Genomic DNA, 16,076 nt, shown 5'->3' with positions numbered 1-16,076 from the left:
CCCACTATCCGGAACAGGGAGAAAGAAATGGCCAACGTTCTGATTGTCGGCGCCGGTGGCGTCGGCCAGGTAGTCGCGCACAAGTGCGCCCAGGTAGAAGAAGTCTTCGAGAACATCACCCTCGCCAGCCGCACCAAATCCAAGTGCGACAAAATCGCTGAAATGTTGCCGCGCAAAATCGACACCGCGGAGGTGGATGCGGATAACGTTGGTGAAATGGTCGCGCTGATTGAAAAAGTGAAGCCAGACATGGTCATCAATGTGGCGCTTCCTTATCAGGATCTGCACATCATGGATGCCTGCCTGGAAACCGGCGTGCACTATCTGGATACGGCCAACTACGAACCACCAGAAGAGGCCAAGTTCGAATACAAGTGGCAGTGGGCCTATCAGGACCGTTTTGAAAAAGCCGGCCTGATGGCACTGCTCGGCAGCGGCTTCGACCCGGGTGTCACCAGCGTATTTACCGCCTATGCGAAAAAACACCACTTTGATCGCATCAAGACCCTGGATATTCTCGACTGTAACGCCGGCGACCACGGCCTGCCGTTTGCCACCAACTTCAACCCTGAAATCAATATTCGTGAGATCACCGCGAATGGCCGCTACTGGGAAGATGGCAAATGGGTAACCACCAAACCCATGGAAGAAAAGCGGGTGTTTGAATTCCCCGAGGGCATCGGTGAGAAAGACCTGTATCTGCTGTACCACGAAGAACTGGAGTCCCTGTCCACGCACTACCCGGAAATCGAGCGCGCACGCTTCTGGATGACCTTCGGTGCCAGTTACCTGAAGCATCTGGAAGTGTTGCAGAACGTCGGCATGACCAGCATTGAGCCGGTAGAGTTCCAGGGCCAGCAAATCATACCCATCCAATTCCTGAAGGCGCTGCTGCCGGACCCGGCAAGCCTGGGCCCACTGACTAAGGGCAAGACCTGTATTGGCAACATCATCAAGGGCACCCCGCAGGGTGGTGGTGATGACAAAATCTACTACGTCTACAACATTTGCGACCATCAGGAAGCGTATAAGGAAGTTAAGTCCCAGGCGATTTCCTACACCACCGGCGTACCGGCCATGATCGGCGCGAAGATGATGATGGAAGGCAAGTGGATGAAGCCCGGCGTGTGGAATATGGAACAGCTGGATCCGGATCCGTTTATGCATGACCTGAATAAATACGGCTTGCCGTGGCAGGAAACCTGGCTTGACAAGCCGTTCCTGTAATTCCAATACCGCTTACATCCCGGGCGCGCCTTCGCGTAGCCCGGGGCTTTCGCACTCCAGCGGCAGAATTGATTTATGGATCTGACACCCCGTAGAGACTATTTTGGCGAGTTCGACCCCAGCCGGGTACCCACCCCCTGCTTTGTGGTCGACGAAATCGCCCTGCGCGATAACCTTGAAGTGCTGGCCGATGTGCAGCAGCGTAGCGGTGCCAAGGTACTCGCCGCACTCAAAGCCTTCTCCATGTTCAGCGTCGGGCATATCGTTGTCGAATACCTGTCCGGCACCTGCGCCAGTGGCATCAACGAGGCAAGACTGGGCTTCGAGGAATACGGCGGCAAGGATCTTGGCAAGGAAGTGCATGTCTTCAGCGCAGGCTACAAACAGCAGGAGCTGGAAGAAATCCTGGAGTTTGCGCACCACGTTATCTTCAACTCGTTTTCCCAGTGGCAGCGCTACAAGCCCATGTGCCTTGCGGCACAGAAGGAACGGCCCGAGTTGCGCTTTGGACTGCGCATCAATCCCGAGCATTCCGAAGGCCACACGCCGATTTACGATCCCTGCGCGCCCTGCTCACGTCTCGGCATCGTGCGCTCGCTATTTGAAAATGAAGACCTCTCTGGTATCAGCGGCCTGCACTTCCACACCTTGTGTGAACAGGACTTCGAACCTCTGCAACGTACCATTGCAGCGGTGGAAGAAAAATTTGGCGATCTGCTGCCGCAAATGGAATGGATCAACTTTGGCGGCGGCCACCATATCACTCGGCGGGATTATCAGGTTGAGGCGTTAATCCACGCGGTTAAGGGCTTCTCGCAAAAGCACAATGTGCAGGTCTATCTCGAACCCGGCGAGGCGGTGGCCCTGTTCTGTGGCGTGCTGGTCGGCGAAGTGATCGATCTAACCTGGAATGGCAAAAATCAGGCGATTCTGGATGTGTCCGCGACCTGCCATATGCCCGACGTGATCGAAATGCCCTACCGCCCGGAAATTACCGGTGCCAGCTTACCCCAGGAGTTACCTCACGCTTATTTGCTGGGCGGGCAGAGCTGCCTCGCGGGGGATCGAATTGGTGAATACAGCTTTGCCGAGCCGTTGAATGTCGGCGACCGTTTGGTGTTTGAAGAGATGGCGTATTACACCATGGTCAAAACCAACACGTTTAATGGAATTCCGCTGCCTTCGATTGCACTGTGGAATTCGGATACGGATGAACTCCGGATGGTCAAAGAGTTTGGTTATGAGGATTTTAAAGGGCGCCTGTCGTGAATTACCGGCTTGAGATTACTTCGCCCCGAAGCCCGTGGCGGTATAGCACCAGGTACAGGTTTTTGGGACCGGGCTAGGCGCCCCCCTGTGAACCCATCCCTGGGCGCTGCGGCGCAAACATCCTGTTTGCGACGCTCCCAAAAACCTGTACCTGGCACTATCCCTTCAGCTTTAACCTCAGTGCCAATAATTTTTTTGAGTTACGAAGTATTTAGCTGTAATGCGAAGGCCAAGTGTTGGGGATCTATTTTCAAAAGCGTCGGCGCCATGGACGGCGCCGCCGCAGCGCCCAGGGATGGGTTCACAGCGGTTTTGAAAATAGATCCCCAACGCTTGGCCGCCACAGAAGGTCCTAGTGGGCCTCTCAATCTGGAACTGCGAAACCTAGAATCACTAGGCAAAATCTCATGCACCAAGATGATCCAAACATTTTCCTCGGCTCCGAAATCGAACAGCCCAAACCCGAAGAGGCACTGTTCCATATCCTACCGATCCCCTACGAGGAGACCGTCTCCTACGGAGGCGGGACCGGTAAAGGACCGGCGGCAATTATTGAAGCATCCCACCAGCTCGAGACCTTCGACAATTTTTCCTCCCCTTGTGATCTTGGGATCTACACGCGCAAAGCGGTGGACGTGAGCGGCCCCGCCGAGGGGGTGATGGAGAATATTGCCAGTGCCACCAGCGAAATCTTGCGACTCGGTAAAATGCCCGTGGGGATCGGCGGCGAACACTCGGTCACCTGGGGCATCATCAAGGGCTATCTGGACGCGGGCATCAAAGACTTCGGTGTCGTGCAGATCGATGCACACGCCGACCTGCGGGACCGATACGAAGGCCACAAGCACAGTCACGCCAGTGTGATGCGCCTGGTATGTGAGGCGGGCATTCCGCTGTATCAACTGGGTATCCGCGCTTATTGCGAAGAGGAAATCGAGGCGCGTAAACAGTACGGCGTCGGCTACATGGACGCACACGAACTGGTGCCTACCCAGATCCAGTCCATCGAGCTGCCACAGGACTTTCCCAGCAAGGTGTTCTTCACCCTGGATATCGACGGGATGGACCCATCGGTCTTCCCCTCCACCGGCACCCCGGTACCGGGTGGTCTCGGCTGGTACCAGACTCTGAACCTGTTTGAATCCGTGGCCAGGCAGCGCGAGATCATCGGCTTCGACCTGCTGGAGTTCGCGCCCATCCGCGGTTTCCACGCCTACGAATTCGGTGCGGCGCAGTTGCTGTACAAGCTAATGGGCATAATACAGCGCAACCTGAACGCCAGCTGAACTGACAATTCTTAACGGTGACGCGCCGTCCCTCGCTAGAAAGCGCCCCCAAATGCGGTTATTATTTGCACAGATAGTAAGTACTCGCTCGCGGGGGAATTCATGAAAAAAGCGGCTAAATACCTCTTGCTGGGAGTAGGCCTTGCGGCACTGCTTTCCTTTGCATTTGCCGCACCTGCGGAGGCTCATCCTGGGCACCGCGGTCATCACCACGGCCACCTTCCAGCCTATGGTCCACGTTACCGTCCGGTCTACGGGCGCGGCTACTGGGGCCCCCGTTATCGCGGGCCGCGTATCAGTATTGGGGTAACGGTTCCGGTACTGCCCGCGGGTTACGTGAACCTGGCAGTGGGCGGAGTGCCCTATTACTACTCCGGCGGTTACTACTACCGCCCGGCACCAACCGGCTTTGTGGTGGTCAACGCGCCGCTGGGCGCAGCGGTACTCACCCTGCCCGGCAGTGCGGTGCGCGTGCAAATCGGCGGACTGACGTATTACCAGTACGGCGCTTCCTACTACCAATGGCGCCCACAAATGAATCGCTACGTGGTGGTGCCGGCACCGGTCACTACCGTGGCAGCGGCCCCGGTAGTGGGTGTAACCCAGCAGGCCTACTCGCCGGGTCAGGTAGTCAGCGAGCTGCCGGTTGGTTATACCGCCGAAGTGATCAACGGCATCCAGTACTATCGCTACGGCGGCCACTACTTTATGCCGACCCAGCGCGATGGCCGTGAGGTCTATGTCGTCGTGCAGGTGTGATCCCCAACGACACAAACACCACATTGGTTTACAGGCCCTCGCAGGCGCGCCCGAGATAGCGGGCGAAGTCGGCGAGGGTCTTGTAGAATCCAGACAAACGTCCCGCATCCCAAGCCGTCTTCAGATCGACCACACCTGCAAACCCGTCCCGGTGGAATACCGGCAGACGAAATTAGCCAAATTCTTCCGTTGCTGCAGGCACGCAGCACTCGAGCCGGTAATCAAACTCACATAACCGCTTCAGCCGTTTGCGCTGCAACAGCTACCGCGAGCCTGTCCCACTGGCAGACTCGGCGCTTTGGTATAGGCTTTCAAAGGCTGTGGTGTGCACGACTACCTCGGACAGCGACACACCACTATCTGCGTAGCCCGGCGCGGACTTAACGCCCGCACGAAAAATGACAACAAACGGAGAGAACATTGCGCAACCGGCTCCCGCTTTTCGCCGCTTCATGGAACCGCATCTGTCACCTTGTCTGGCGCCTTTTCTGGCCGAGTGTTTGCCATCTCACTGTGGTTGTGGCGCTTTGCTGGGCGAGCTTCGCGCTCGCAGATGGATTCCCCAAGGGCCGCTGGGTCGACCTGTCCCACGACTTTGCCGATGACACCCTCTACTGGCCCACTGCCGACAAATTTCACAAAGACACGGTGTTCGCCGGGGAAACCGACAAGGGGTATTACTATTCCGCGTATAACCTGGCGGCAGCCGAACACGGCGGCACCCATGTGGATGCCCCGGTGCATTTCGGTCGCGGCCAGCAAAGCGTGGACCAGATACCCCTGCAGCAACTAATCGGGCCCGCAGTGGTAATTCGGGTCGCCGGGCAGATTCCGCAAGCGGGCAAAGGCGCCAATAGGAACTATCTGATTAGCGTTGCCGACATAGAACGCTGGGAACAGCAGCACGGCAAGATCGAGAAAGACACGATCGTGTTATTTGATACCGGCAGTGCACAGTACTGGCCAGACCCGGTGAAGTACCTGGGTACCGCAGAGCGCGGTAAAGCGGCCGTGGATAAACTGAATTTTCCCGGGCTATCTCCCGAGGCGGCGATATTTCTGGCAGACGAGCGCGGTATAAAAGCGGTAGGGCTGGACACGCCGAGTATCGACTATGGCGCGTCGAAACTATTCAAGGCGCACCGCGAATTATTCAAGCGGAATGTTCCCGCACTGGAAAACGTAACCAACCTGCAGGCGCTACCGGAGAAAGGCTTCACCCTGATTGCATTACCGATGAAAATCCGCGGTGGCAGCGGTGGGCCTACACGCGTGGTGGGATTTATTCCGGAGGATTAGCAGAGCAATTGCGCCGACGCTTAACCCGGCGCGAGGGCATCAAGAGCATCGAGGGCTGAAGCGGCAGCGGCTGAATGCGCTAACTGTAAATACAACACCTCATAGGTCGCAGGCAGTCCCACGTCGGTGCGTTCGCTCTCATAGGCTTCGGTTAGCTTGCGCAATTTCGCCCGACTCAGCAGCCCCTTGCCCGCTTCACGATTCACATTGTGGGCACCAATGCTCTTCAATTCCCGCATCAGCGATTTCACATCATCAAAATGCAATACACGCTGCTCGACCGCGGTGGTTGTTTGCAGGTGATTGGCCACACAGGCACTGTGCCAGTCACTCTCGGGCAGGAAACGATTCACATGTACCGCGTCATCCACCGCCGCCCAACTAACTTCCAGCTCACTGAGCGTCCCCGGTAGCAGCGTGGAAATTAATACGTCTCCAGCGGGCGCCAACACCCGGCGTATTTCCGCAAACAACTGCGGCAACCGGTAACACCACTGCAAGGCAAAGCTGGAAAAGACCAGATCGATACAACCGTCTGCCAGCGGCAGCTGTTCTGCATCCGCCGCCACATACGCATTGCTTACGGGACGGTGTGCGCGGGCAAACTGTAGCATCTGCGGGGCGATATCCAGCGCAATAATTTCCGCATCGGGGAAACGTTTGCGCAGCAGCTCGCTGCCGTAACCAGTGCCACTGCCCAGATCGAGAATGCGTCTTGGTACGCGGTGCTCCGGGGCGCGGCTAAGCAGCTCACGACAGACCGCGCGCTGCAGGTGGGCGGCGGCGTCATAACTCGCTGCCGCACGGCCAAAGGCCCGCGCCACGGAAGTCTTTTCCAGCGGTGCGGCAGAGTTAGAAACAGCGCTAGAAATAGAGTTACCAAGTGAATTACCGACAAAGTCGCGAATGATCTCCGCGACTTGCGCGGGACGGCTCAGGTGCGGGCAGTGCCCGGATTGCGGGATCACCTTGCACGACGCACCCAACACTTCCAACGCACTCGCAGCCTGTACAGGTACCAATGCATCACCTTCACCAAACAGGTGTAGCGTTGGCACCACAGGAGCAGACAACAGCTTGCGGTTATCCAGGCTACCAAGGCATTCGAGGGCCTGCGACCAGCTTTGTGGAACCGCTGCGGGCACCTCGGCCTTTAGCGTTTTCAGCAAGCCGCGCATCTCGGAATCACCGCGCGCCTGCAGGCCGGCAAAACGCTGCATATTTTTTGCCGGCGCCTCACGCTGGGCGCGACAGAAATCTGTGAACACCGTTTCCGGCATAGCCGCCGGCCAACCATCGCTGGCGACAAAGCGCCCGTTGGCACCGATGGTCACCAGTGCCCGCACTTTGTTACTTCCAACTCGCTTGCTGCGTTCGGCAAGCTGCACCGCGAGCATCCCACCCAGGGACCAGCCCAGTAGCAGACAATCTTCCGGCAACTGCGCTTCCAGTTCGGCAAGCAGGGTTTCGGTTTGCGGCCAGGGCTCGTTAGTACGCGCACCAAAGCCCGGCAAATCCACGGTGACAATGTGGCCATTAAAGGGGCCATCGAAGGGGCCATTGAAAGTGCCGGCAACGGATTGCCACTGCGCCAGCAACGGCTGCCAGCAACGGGAGTCGCCGCCCCAACCATGAATCAGCGCCAGACTTTTAATTTCGCCCATTGAACGAGTCACACCGGCACCTCCACCGCGCGCAGCGCCTGCACCAGTGCCTGCAGCAGGCCATCGATCTGCGCCTCGCTGTGTGCAGCGGACAGGGTGATGCGCAAACGCGCGGTGCCCGCAGGTACCGTGGGTGGACGAATGGCGCCCACCAGAAAGCCCGCTTCCTGTAATCGTCCGGCGACGGCGAGCACGGTTTGCTCACAGCCGAGCACCAGCGGCTGAATGGCACTGGTGGAGTTTTCCAGTGGCAACTGCAGCGTCGCGGCGCGCTCGCGGAAATAATCAATGCGCTGCTGCAAGGTCTCGCGCAACGGCTGTTGCTGCATCAGCTCGAGCGCGCGCAGGCACCCGGCAGCCACTGCCGGCGGCATGCCGGTGGTGTAGATATAGGTGCGGGCAAATTGGGTAAGGTATTCGATCAGCGCTTTTGAGCCTGCGACAAAGGCACCCGCATTGCCAGCCGCTTTGCCGAGGGTACCCATGAGGATGGGCGCACTGTGCTGGTCCAGCCCGGCGGCGACGGCACTGCCGGCGCTGGGATTCTCAGCGCTTCCCATCACGCCAAAGCCGTGGGCTTCATCCACCATCAACCAGGCGTCGTAGCGCTGACACAGCGCGGCCATCTGCGCGAGCGGTGCGGAGTCGCCGTCCATGCTGTACACGCCATCCACGGCGAGCAGAATTTTTCCGCTGTTTTTTTCCCGCGCACGGCGCAGCTGAACTTCCAAAGCCTCCAGATCATTGTGGGCAAAGCGCAGGTACTGGGCGCCGGAGATGCGCCCGCCATCAATCAGCGAGGCGTGATTGAGTTTGTCCTGCACCACAAAATCGCCGCGGCCAACCAGCGCATTGATAACACCAACGTTGGCCATATAGCCGCTGCCGAAGAGCAGTGCTGCTTCGCGGCCGGTGACTTCGGCAATCTTGTTTTGCAGTTGCTGGTGGATATCGAAGTGGCCATTGACCAGATGCGAGGCGGTGGCCCCGGCACCCAGCGCGGCACCGTGCTGCTGCGCTGCAATCACATCGGGATGGGTGGCGAGACCGAGATAATCATTGCTGCTGAAGGTAACCAGGGTACGGCCATCCACCTCGGCCACAGGGCCCGGCGCAGCCGCGAGAACTTTGTGCTTGCGGTACAGCTGCTGCGCCCGGCGTTCTGCCAGGCGCGCATCGAGAAAGTCCTGCAGGCTATTTACCACAGCGGTCACAGCAATAACTGAACTTACGCCTTGGCGGCGTCGTAGAAGAAGGGGTCGGATTCCTGTTCGGAAATTTTTGCCTGCAGCTCGGCTTCCACTGCGGACTCATCCTCGTACTGCTGGTATTCCTCTGGCTTGATGCCCAGGCGCTTGAACAATTGCATGTCCTCGTTGGCTTCCGGGTTGCCAGTAGTCAGCAGTTTTTCGCCGTAGAAAATCGAATTGGCACCGGCGAGGAAGGCGAGGGACTGCATCTCGTCGTTCATGGATTCGCGACCGGCGGACAGGCGCACATGGGACTTCGGCATCATGATGCGCGCCACTGCGATACAGCGGATAAACTCAAACGGATCCAGATCTTTGTTGTTTTCCAGCGGCGTGCCGGCAACTTTTACCAGCATATTAATCGGCACCGACTCGGGGTGCTCGGACAGGTTGGCCAGTTGCATCAGCAGGCCGGCGCGGTCTTTTTCCTCTTCACCCAGGCCGATAATGCCACCGGCGCACACCTTCATACCCGCCGCACGTACATTCGCCAGGGTATTCAGACGGTCTTCGTAGGTGCGGGTGGTAATGATGTCGCCGTAGTATTCCGGCGAGGTATCCAGGTTGTGGTTGTAGTAATCCAGGCCCGCTTCGGCCAAACCCTTGGCCTGCTCATCGCTCAGCATACCCAGGGTCATGCAGGTTTCCATGCCCAGGGCCTTCACTTCCTGCACCATCTTGGTGACATAGGGCATGTCTTTGTTCTTCGGTGAGCGCCACGCGGCGCCCATGCAGAAGCGGGTCGCGCCACTGGCCTTGGCTGCGCGCGCCTCTTCCAGCACCTTCTCCACCTTCATCAGCTTTTCGCGCTCAAGGCCGGTGTCGTAACGGGCGCTTTGTGGGCAGTAGCTGCAGTCTTCCGGGCAGGCACCGGTTTTGATCGAACACAGGGTGCTTACCTGAACCCGGTTGGCATCAAAGTGCTGTCGGTGCACCATCTGCGCGGTAAACAGCAGATCGTTGAACGGCAGCGCGAACAGGTCGAGCACCTGCTGGCGACTCCAGTCGTGGCGAATTTCGCCGTAAGTAGACGAGGCGGAAGACATTTGCAGATTGGCGGTCACTGGGATTACTCTCCTCAGACGACGAAACTCCATAGGGGGTTCGCCGTCGATCGGCTGCGGGACAGGGCTCCGAGCCACATTGTTCTTGGTTTTTACAGGTAAATCGTGCGCGAAAGGCTGTCAGTGTAGCGGTGGCCCTATCGCTGTCAACCAACAGAACCCATTCTGGTTTACAAGTCTGCAGTCAGGGAGGATTGCGGTGCCGCTATTGCGATTACTGGGTCAAGTACTCACCCGCCCCCTCGATAAGCACTTTGCCCGCTGCCTGTTGTGCGGCAGCGGTGACGAAGTGCAGGCCGGAGTCTGCGCATCGTGCCAGTGCGATCTGCCTTCGCTGGGCCACGCCTGTATAGGCTGTGCGCTGCCGCTGGCAGAAACGCAGGACCGGCACTTCGACCGCTACTGCGCCACCTGCATTCAACGCCCGCCACCCCAGGCCAGCAGCGTCGCCTGCTGGGCCTATGCCTACCCGATCGCACAGCTGGTGCAGCGTTTCAAATACCAGCGGGACTTTGCCGCCGGGCGCACGCTCGCCGAACTCGCGGCACAGGCGCTCCACCCGCACGTACAACAGCCCCCCCGCATCGACATACTGGTGCCGATTCCCATGCACTGGCGCAAGCAATTATTCGGCCGGGGCTACAACCAGGCGCGGCTGATCGCCGATATCTTCGCCGACTACTGGCGCCTGCCAGTGGCACCAGACGCACTGCGTAAAGTTGCCGCCAGCGATAGCCAGCAAACACTTTCACGCGCCCAGCGACGCAAGAATCTCGCCCACAGTTTTGCCGCCGGGCCGCAGGTAAAAGACCTGCATGTGGGCCTGGTGGACGATGTCATTACCACCGGTGCCACCCAGGAGGCGGCGGCCCAGTCACTCCTCGCAGCAGGCGCATCGCGCGTCAGTGTTTACGCTCTGGCCAGAACCCCCTGATAGTCAGCCAATCCCCCCTCAATGACCCGCCAGACTCGCGCATCCATTCATAGACCAATGTGACTCTAGGCGCCAAAATAGTCGCCCTTTCGCCGCCGCTGCGCAAAAAACCACCGGCTGCTAACGTTATAACTAGAGCGTGCTCGTAATTGCCCCTTCACTAGCAGGGCTATGCGGGTGCGATGCACAGGATGATGGGACCGAGAAACATGAGTGAATTCCAACTACCTCGCGGCATCGTGATCAGCGGTACCGGTCTGTGGACACCGCCTGAGGCCATCAGCAACGAAGAGCTGGTGGTGGCGCTGAATGCCCACGCGGAAAAATTCAATCGCGAACATGCCGATGCCATCGAATCCGGCCAGGTAAAAGCCAAGTCTTTTTCTTCCGCAGAGTTCATCGAGAAAGCGTCCGGTATCAAGAACCGCTACGTGATCAGCAAAGAGGGCATCCTCGATCCGAACCGTATGCGCCCGTACCTGCCGGAGCGCGCCGATGACGAGCTGTGCCTGCAGGCGGAGATGGGTTTGAACGCGGCAAAGCTGGCGCTGGAAAAGGCCAACAAGAAACCGGAAGACATTGATGCGGTGATTGTGGGTGCGTCTTATCTGCAACGCGCCTATCCGGCGATCTCCATCGAAATCCAGTCTGCGCTGGGTATCGACGGCTTTGCCTTCGATATGGAAGTGGCCTGCTCTTCCGCCACCTTCGCCCTGCAGCGCGCGGTGGATGCGATCAGTTCCGGTTCTGCCAAATCCGTACTGGTAATTAACCCGGAGCTGGCGTCACCGCAGATCGACTTTTCCGATCGCGACAGCCACTTTATTTTCGGCGATGTGGCGGTGGCCACCGTGGTGGAGCGCAAGGAGAGCTGCAATACCGACAGTGCCTGGGAAATTCTCGGCACCAAAGCCAAAACCGTTTTCTCCAACAATATTCGCTCAAACTTCAGTTACACCGCACGCGCCGCGGATGTGGATCCGTTTGGCGAGGGCAAGCTGTTCCGCCAGAACGGGCGCAAGGTGTTCAAGGAAGTCTGTCCGATGGCCGCCGCACATCTGGAAAGCCAGGTGCAAGAGCTGGGTTTCGAACCGAATGAGGTCAATCGCTGGTGGCTGCATCAGGCAAACATCAATATGAATTTATTGATTGCGAAAAAGCTGATGGGCAACGACGCCTCCCCTGAGCGCGCACCTATCGTATTGGACCAGTACGCGAATACCGGCTGTGCGGGTTCCATCATCGCGTTCAATTTGCATAACGACGATTTGCCGGTTGGCAGCAAAGGGGTGATTTGTTCCTTCGGTGCTGGCTACTCTATCGGCAGCCTGGCGCTGGAGAAAATTGCCGTTTGATTTTTGTCTCGTCACTTAATGTGGCGATCTATGAGCCTCTCCGCATGTCGATGAGCGGAGAGGCTTAGAGCCCTCCTTCTCCTTCCCTCCCCTCGCTTTTGTGTATTTTTCAACGCACGCTTGTTGTGCATCCGGGCTGTTATTGGCACGGATTTACTGCAAAAGTTTATATTTCACGAAATTACATTTTTTGGCGTAGAAATCATGCAATTTGCGTGATCAAGGTCTGGCACTGACGCACCAAGTTTCGCTTACAGTCATATATCGGCGTTTAAGCAACGCCGAGCTTGCGGCTTTCCATCGCGCGCGGCCCTACCGGCTAATCGTACTGGCGCAAATTATTGCTGCGAAGTAGCCCTGCCAACAGCAGTCCGCTGCGACTCAGCACACCACCCAAACAAAGATCCTGATACGGGGAGAACAATAAGAATGAAATCCATTCTGAAGGGGTATTCTTTTGCCGCCATTTCGGCAATCACTACGCTGGGGCTACTCGGCAATCACTCACAGGCTGTTGCACAGATTTCTGCCGATGCAGATTTTTCCAATGTGCCGCAGCGCCTGATCGTTCGCTACAAAGACACCCAGGCACGCGACTGGCAGTCACAGGCTACCACCCTGTCTAATCGCGGCGGCGTGAAGATGGGCCACCTGCGCAAAATGGCGCTTGAAGACCGCCAGGTATTTCGCCTGGAAACACGGATGGCGCCGGGCCAGCTGAAGAAGCTGCAGGCCACACTGGAAGCGGATCCCAATATTCTTTCCGTCGAGGAAGATGCGTTTATGGTGCCGCAATACACACCGAACGATACCTACTACAACGTACAGTGGCACTACTTTGAAGCCACTGGCGGTATCAACCTGCCCGCCGCGTGGGACAAGCAAACCGGTGCGGGTGTGACGGTTGCGGTACTCGATACTGGATACGTGTACCACTCGGATCTCGATGCCAACATCCTGCCCGGTTACGACTTTATCGATGATACCTTTGTGTCTAACGATGGCGACGGCCGCGACGCGGACCCCTCTGACCCCGGCGATGCCGTTACCCGCAACGAGTGCGGTATTTTCAATCCACCCCAAGACCAGAGCAGCAGCTGGCACGGTACCCATGTGGCCGGCACTGTCGCCGCGGTTACCGACAACAACAAAGGCGTAGCCGGTGTTGCCTTCGACGCGAAAGTGGTTCCGGTACGTGTACTGGGCAAATGTGGTGGTTACCTTTCCGATATTGCCGACGGTATCGTTTGGGCGTCCGGTGGCAATGTTTCCGGCGTACCGGTAAACGCAAATCCGGCCCAGGTGATCAACATGAGCCTTGGCGGTAGTGGAGCCTGTGATTCCACCTATCAAAGTGCGATTAACACAGCGGTTACCAATGGCTCAACGGTTGTTGTCAGCGCGGGTAACAGCGACGCCGACGCTTCAGGCTATCGCCCGGCCAGCTGTGACAATGTAATTTCTGTCGCGGCCACCGAGCGCTTCGGCGCCCGCGCGTATTATTCCAACTTTGGCTCCACCGTCGATGTGAGCGCACCCGGTGGCGATGTCGCATACGATGCAACCCATGGTGTCGCATCAACCCTGAACGACGGCGCTACCGGCCCAGGTGCCGAAAATTACGTGTACTACCAGGGCACCTCGATGTCGGCACCTCATGTATCCGGCGTTGCCGCATTGATGTACGCAGCCAACGGCGGCGTTACTCCAGCTCAGGTTGAAAGCGCACTCAAGTCTACCGCGCGTGCACTACCCGGCGCCTGCTCCGGCGGATGCGGTGCGGGTATTATCGACGCGAGCGCGGCGATCGATGCGGTCGGCGGCGGCACTCCCACTAATCAGGCACCGAATGCGAGCTTCACCTTTAACGCTTCAGACCTGTTCGTGACCTTCACCGATAGCAGTAGCGATAGCGATGGCAGTGTTGTGGGCCACAGCTGGGACTTCGGTGATGGCGGCAGCTCAACGGATGCCAACCCGAGCTACAGCTACAGTGCGGCCGGCACCTACTCTGTGACCCTGACCGTGACCGACGACGATGGCGCTAGCGATAGCAGCACACAGTCGGTAACCGTTAGCGATGGCAGCGGCGGCCCGAGCAGCGACGGCTTTACCGAGAGCAACATCAGTGTTGCCTCGCGTGGTTGGGAGTACTACACCATTGACGTACCCGCCGGCGCGACCAGCCTCGAGGTATCCACCTCCGGTGGCAGCGGTAACGTCAACCTGTACGTACGCCTCGGCGCCAACCCAACCAACAGCCTGTACGATTGCCGCGACACCGGTGGCGGCAACAATGAGTCCTGCACCATCGCCAACCCGGCGGCTGGCACTTGGCATATCGGCCTCAAGGCTACCCGCAACGGAGCCAGCGGCGTGACTCTGGATGCTTACTGGTACAGCAACTAAGGTGCGCTAACGCACCGCGCGGATTTCCTCAATTCGCAAGCAATATGGGCGCCCTGTTTACAGGGCGCCCTTTTTTCTACCCGATAAAACACGGCTGCCGACTACGCTTTTGCTTGCGGCGGCGTTACCACCCATTCCGGCTCCTCGTAAGAGCCGAGCACCCGAATCTCGACAAAGGGCGCAGCACTGCGAATGATGCTGTCGATCTCCGGGTTGTGTTTTTCCTGCATCGCATCGCGCTGCGCTTTGGAATCCCAATGTGCAATCGCAATCATCTTGTCCGGTTCACCAATCTTGCGATGCAGTTCAGTTCCACGTGCCCCCGGCGCCTGCTGAATCAGCTCTGATGCGCGCACCCAGGCATCGGCGTATTGCTCCGCACGGAAGCCCTGTTTTATCTGCACCTCAAAAATGTATTTCACCGTGTTCTCCTGTCGATTTCCCTGTATCCATGGACATCCATGCGTTCCATGAACAGTTGGTGCGCCAGTCCATCCGCGTTAGCATAGCGCCCCCATTTGATCCGAGCCCTATCGCGCTCAGTGGAGCCCCCATGACCGAATCGTCACATCCCTACGACGCGCTTACCCCCGACCGGGTAATCGACTGCGTGGAGAGCGTGGGCCTGCTGTCTGACGCGCGCATATTCCCACTCAACAGTTATGAGAACCGCGTTTACCAGGTAGGGATCGACGAGGCGCAACCGTTAATCGCCAAGTTCTATCGCCCGGGACGCTGGAGTGATGCGCAAATCCTCGAGGAACACGCGTTCTCGCTGGAGCTTGCGGCCGCAGAGATTCCCGTGGTGGCACCACTGGAATTTGATGGCACCACGCTGTTGGAAGCCCACGGGTTCCGCTTCGCACTTTTTCCGCGCCGCGGCGGTCACCAGATCGAGCTGGATAACTTTGACCACCTGGAACAGGTGGGCACCATGCTCGGGCGAATTCACGCCATCGGTGCTGCGCGCCCCTTCGCGCACCGCCCGCAACTGAGCCTGCAGCGCTTCGCTATCGATAGCCGCGAAACCATTCTGGCCGGAGATTTCCTGCCGCGAGAGAATGTGGAGGCCTACGCCACCACCACGGCACATCTCATCGAACAGATTGCACCTCAGTTTGAGCGGGAGTGGCCCACGCTGCGTCTGCACGGCGACTGCCACAGCGGCAACTTCCTGTGGCGGGACGATACCCCCTGGTTTGTGGATCTGGACGACTGCTTACAAGGTCCGGCCATCCAGGATATCTGGATGCTGATTTCTGGTGACCGCGCGGAGGCAACCGCTTATCTGGATACTGTGGTCGAAGGCTACGAAACCTTCTACCCTTTTGATCCGGCTCAGTTACAGCTGGTAGAACCGTTGCGCTGCCTGCGCCAGATGCACCACGCCGCCTGGCTGGCGCGGCGCTGGCAGGACCCGGCGTTTCCCAAGGCATTCCCGTGGTTCAATACGCCCCGCTACTGGGCAGAACATATTCTGGCCCTGCGCGAGCAGCTTGCCGCGCTGCAGGAGCCGCCCCTCACACTTGGGGCAGTCTAACCAGCGCGTAAATCGTGGTG

13 protein-coding genes are annotated in these 16,076 nt (G+C 58.3%); 9 read left to right on the top strand and 4 right to left on the bottom strand.

From position 1 onward, the window contains the following. The first annotated feature begins 27 nt into the window (after positions 1 to 27). The 5 genes from ACP15R_RS23355 (at position 28) to ACP15R_RS23335 (ending at position 5,840) form a co-directional block, all read left to right on the top strand. Positions 28 to 1,227 carry a saccharopine dehydrogenase family protein gene (locus ACP15R_RS23355; RefSeq protein ID WP_224868537.1) on the top strand — a complete coding sequence of 400 codons (1,200 nt, stop codon included), beginning with the start codon at positions 28 to 30 and terminating at the stop codon, positions 1,225 to 1,227. Positions 1,228 to 1,302: 75 nt separating this feature from the next. Next, the gene (nspC, locus tag ACP15R_RS23350; RefSeq protein ID WP_224868536.1) at positions 1,303 to 2,496 is read left to right on the top strand and encodes a carboxynorspermidine decarboxylase; all 1,194 of its coding nucleotides are present in this window, start codon (positions 1,303 to 1,305) and stop codon (positions 2,494 to 2,496) included. A 407-nt stretch (positions 2,497 to 2,903) separates the two neighbouring features. Then, on the top strand, positions 2,904 to 3,782 hold the full coding sequence (gene speB / locus ACP15R_RS23345) for an agmatinase (RefSeq protein ID WP_224868535.1): 879 nt from the start codon (positions 2,904 to 2,906) through the stop codon (positions 3,780 to 3,782). Positions 3,783 to 3,884: 102 nt separating this feature from the next. Further along, positions 3,885 to 4,541: a DUF6515 family protein gene (locus ACP15R_RS23340; RefSeq protein ID WP_224868534.1), complete on the top strand. Its 657-nt coding sequence runs from the start codon at positions 3,885 to 3,887 to the stop codon at positions 4,539 to 4,541. Between the two features lie 420 nt (positions 4,542 to 4,961). Then, positions 4,962 to 5,840, top strand: a complete 879-nt coding sequence (locus tag ACP15R_RS23335) for a cyclase family protein (protein ID WP_224868533.1) — start codon at positions 4,962 to 4,964, stop codon at positions 5,838 to 5,840. A 20-nt stretch (positions 5,841 to 5,860) separates the two neighbouring features. Here the strand turns inward: ACP15R_RS23335 and bioC are convergent, their stop codons facing one another. Genes bioC through bioB form a run of 3 tightly spaced genes read right to left on the bottom strand, consistent with a single transcriptional unit; the run spans position 5,861 to position 9,800 of the window. Beyond that, positions 5,861 to 7,504 (bottom strand): malonyl-ACP O-methyltransferase BioC, encoded by a 1,644-nt coding sequence (bioC, locus tag ACP15R_RS23330; RefSeq protein ID WP_224868532.1) that lies wholly within the window; start codon positions 7,502 to 7,504, stop codon positions 5,861 to 5,863. 8 nt (positions 7,505 to 7,512) lie between these two features. Continuing rightward, positions 7,513 to 8,718, bottom strand: coding sequence for an 8-amino-7-oxononanoate synthase (gene bioF, locus ACP15R_RS23325; protein ID WP_224868531.1), 1,206 nt, complete (start codon positions 8,716 to 8,718; stop codon positions 7,513 to 7,515). Between the two features lie 14 nt (positions 8,719 to 8,732). Then, entirely contained in the window at positions 8,733 to 9,800 is a 1,068-nt protein-coding gene (bioB, locus tag ACP15R_RS23320; RefSeq protein ID WP_224868686.1) for a biotin synthase BioB, read from the bottom strand. A gap of 217 nt (positions 9,801 to 10,017) precedes the next feature. Between bioB and ACP15R_RS23315 the strand changes: the two genes are divergently transcribed. The 3 genes from ACP15R_RS23315 to ACP15R_RS23305 all read left to right on the top strand — a co-directional run bounded on the left by ACP15R_RS23315 (position 10,018) and on the right by ACP15R_RS23305 (position 14,516). Next, entirely contained in the window at positions 10,018 to 10,752 is a 735-nt protein-coding gene (locus ACP15R_RS23315; RefSeq protein WP_224868530.1) for a ComF family protein, read from the top strand. A 209-nt stretch (positions 10,753 to 10,961) separates the two neighbouring features. Next, positions 10,962 to 12,107, top strand: a complete 1,146-nt coding sequence (locus ACP15R_RS23310; RefSeq protein WP_222231446.1) for a beta-ketoacyl-ACP synthase III — start codon at positions 10,962 to 10,964, stop codon at positions 12,105 to 12,107. Between the two features lie 429 nt (positions 12,108 to 12,536). After that, entirely contained in the window at positions 12,537 to 14,516 is a 1,980-nt protein-coding gene (locus tag ACP15R_RS23305) for a S8 family serine peptidase (RefSeq protein WP_224868529.1), read from the top strand. A gap of 101 nt (positions 14,517 to 14,617) precedes the next feature. On the opposite strand, the gene ACP15R_RS23300 is transcribed toward ACP15R_RS23305, so the two are convergent. Then, the gene (locus ACP15R_RS23300; RefSeq protein WP_224868528.1) at positions 14,618 to 14,938 is read right to left on the bottom strand and encodes an antibiotic biosynthesis monooxygenase family protein; all 321 of its coding nucleotides are present in this window, start codon (positions 14,936 to 14,938) and stop codon (positions 14,618 to 14,620) included. 131 nt (positions 14,939 to 15,069) lie between these two features. On the opposite strand from ACP15R_RS23300, the gene ACP15R_RS23295 reads away from it, so the two are divergent. Further along, positions 15,070 to 16,056 carry a serine/threonine protein kinase gene (locus ACP15R_RS23295; protein ID WP_224868527.1) on the top strand — a complete coding sequence of 329 codons (987 nt, stop codon included), beginning with the start codon at positions 15,070 to 15,072 and terminating at the stop codon, positions 16,054 to 16,056. Positions 16,057 to 16,076 lie beyond the last annotated feature (20 nt).

The organism is Microbulbifer sp. S227A (genome assembly GCF_049800935.1).
Note: the sequence above shows the minus strand (reverse complement) of the source record. Positions and strands in the feature narration are given on the sequence as shown.

What these genes read in the sequence shown, in the direction of transcription:
- ACP15R_RS23355 (WP_224868537.1), top strand. Translation starts at nt 28, where the DNA reads ATGGCCAACGTTCTGATTGTCGGCGCCGGTGGCGTCGGCCAGGTAGTC.
- nspC (WP_224868536.1), top strand. Translation starts at nt 1,303, where the DNA reads ATGGATCTGACACCCCGTAGAGACTATTTTGGCGAGTTCGACCCCAGC.
- speB (WP_224868535.1), top strand. Translation starts at nt 2,904, where the DNA reads ATGCACCAAGATGATCCAAACATTTTCCTCGGCTCCGAAATCGAACAG.
- ACP15R_RS23340 (WP_224868534.1), top strand. Translation starts at nt 3,885, where the DNA reads ATGAAAAAAGCGGCTAAATACCTCTTGCTGGGAGTAGGCCTTGCGGCA.
- bioC (WP_224868532.1), bottom strand. Translation starts at nt 7,504, where the DNA reads ATGGGCGAAATTAAAAGTCTGGCGCTGATTCATGGTTGGGGCGGCGAC.
- bioB (WP_224868686.1), bottom strand. Translation starts at nt 9,800, where the DNA reads ATGTCTTCCGCCTCGTCTACTTACGGCGAAATTCGCCACGACTGGAGT.
- ACP15R_RS23310 (WP_222231446.1), top strand. Translation starts at nt 10,962, where the DNA reads ATGAGTGAATTCCAACTACCTCGCGGCATCGTGATCAGCGGTACCGGT.
- ACP15R_RS23305 (WP_224868529.1), top strand. Translation starts at nt 12,537, where the DNA reads ATGAAATCCATTCTGAAGGGGTATTCTTTTGCCGCCATTTCGGCAATC.
- ACP15R_RS23295 (WP_224868527.1), top strand. Translation starts at nt 15,070, where the DNA reads ATGACCGAATCGTCACATCCCTACGACGCGCTTACCCCCGACCGGGTA.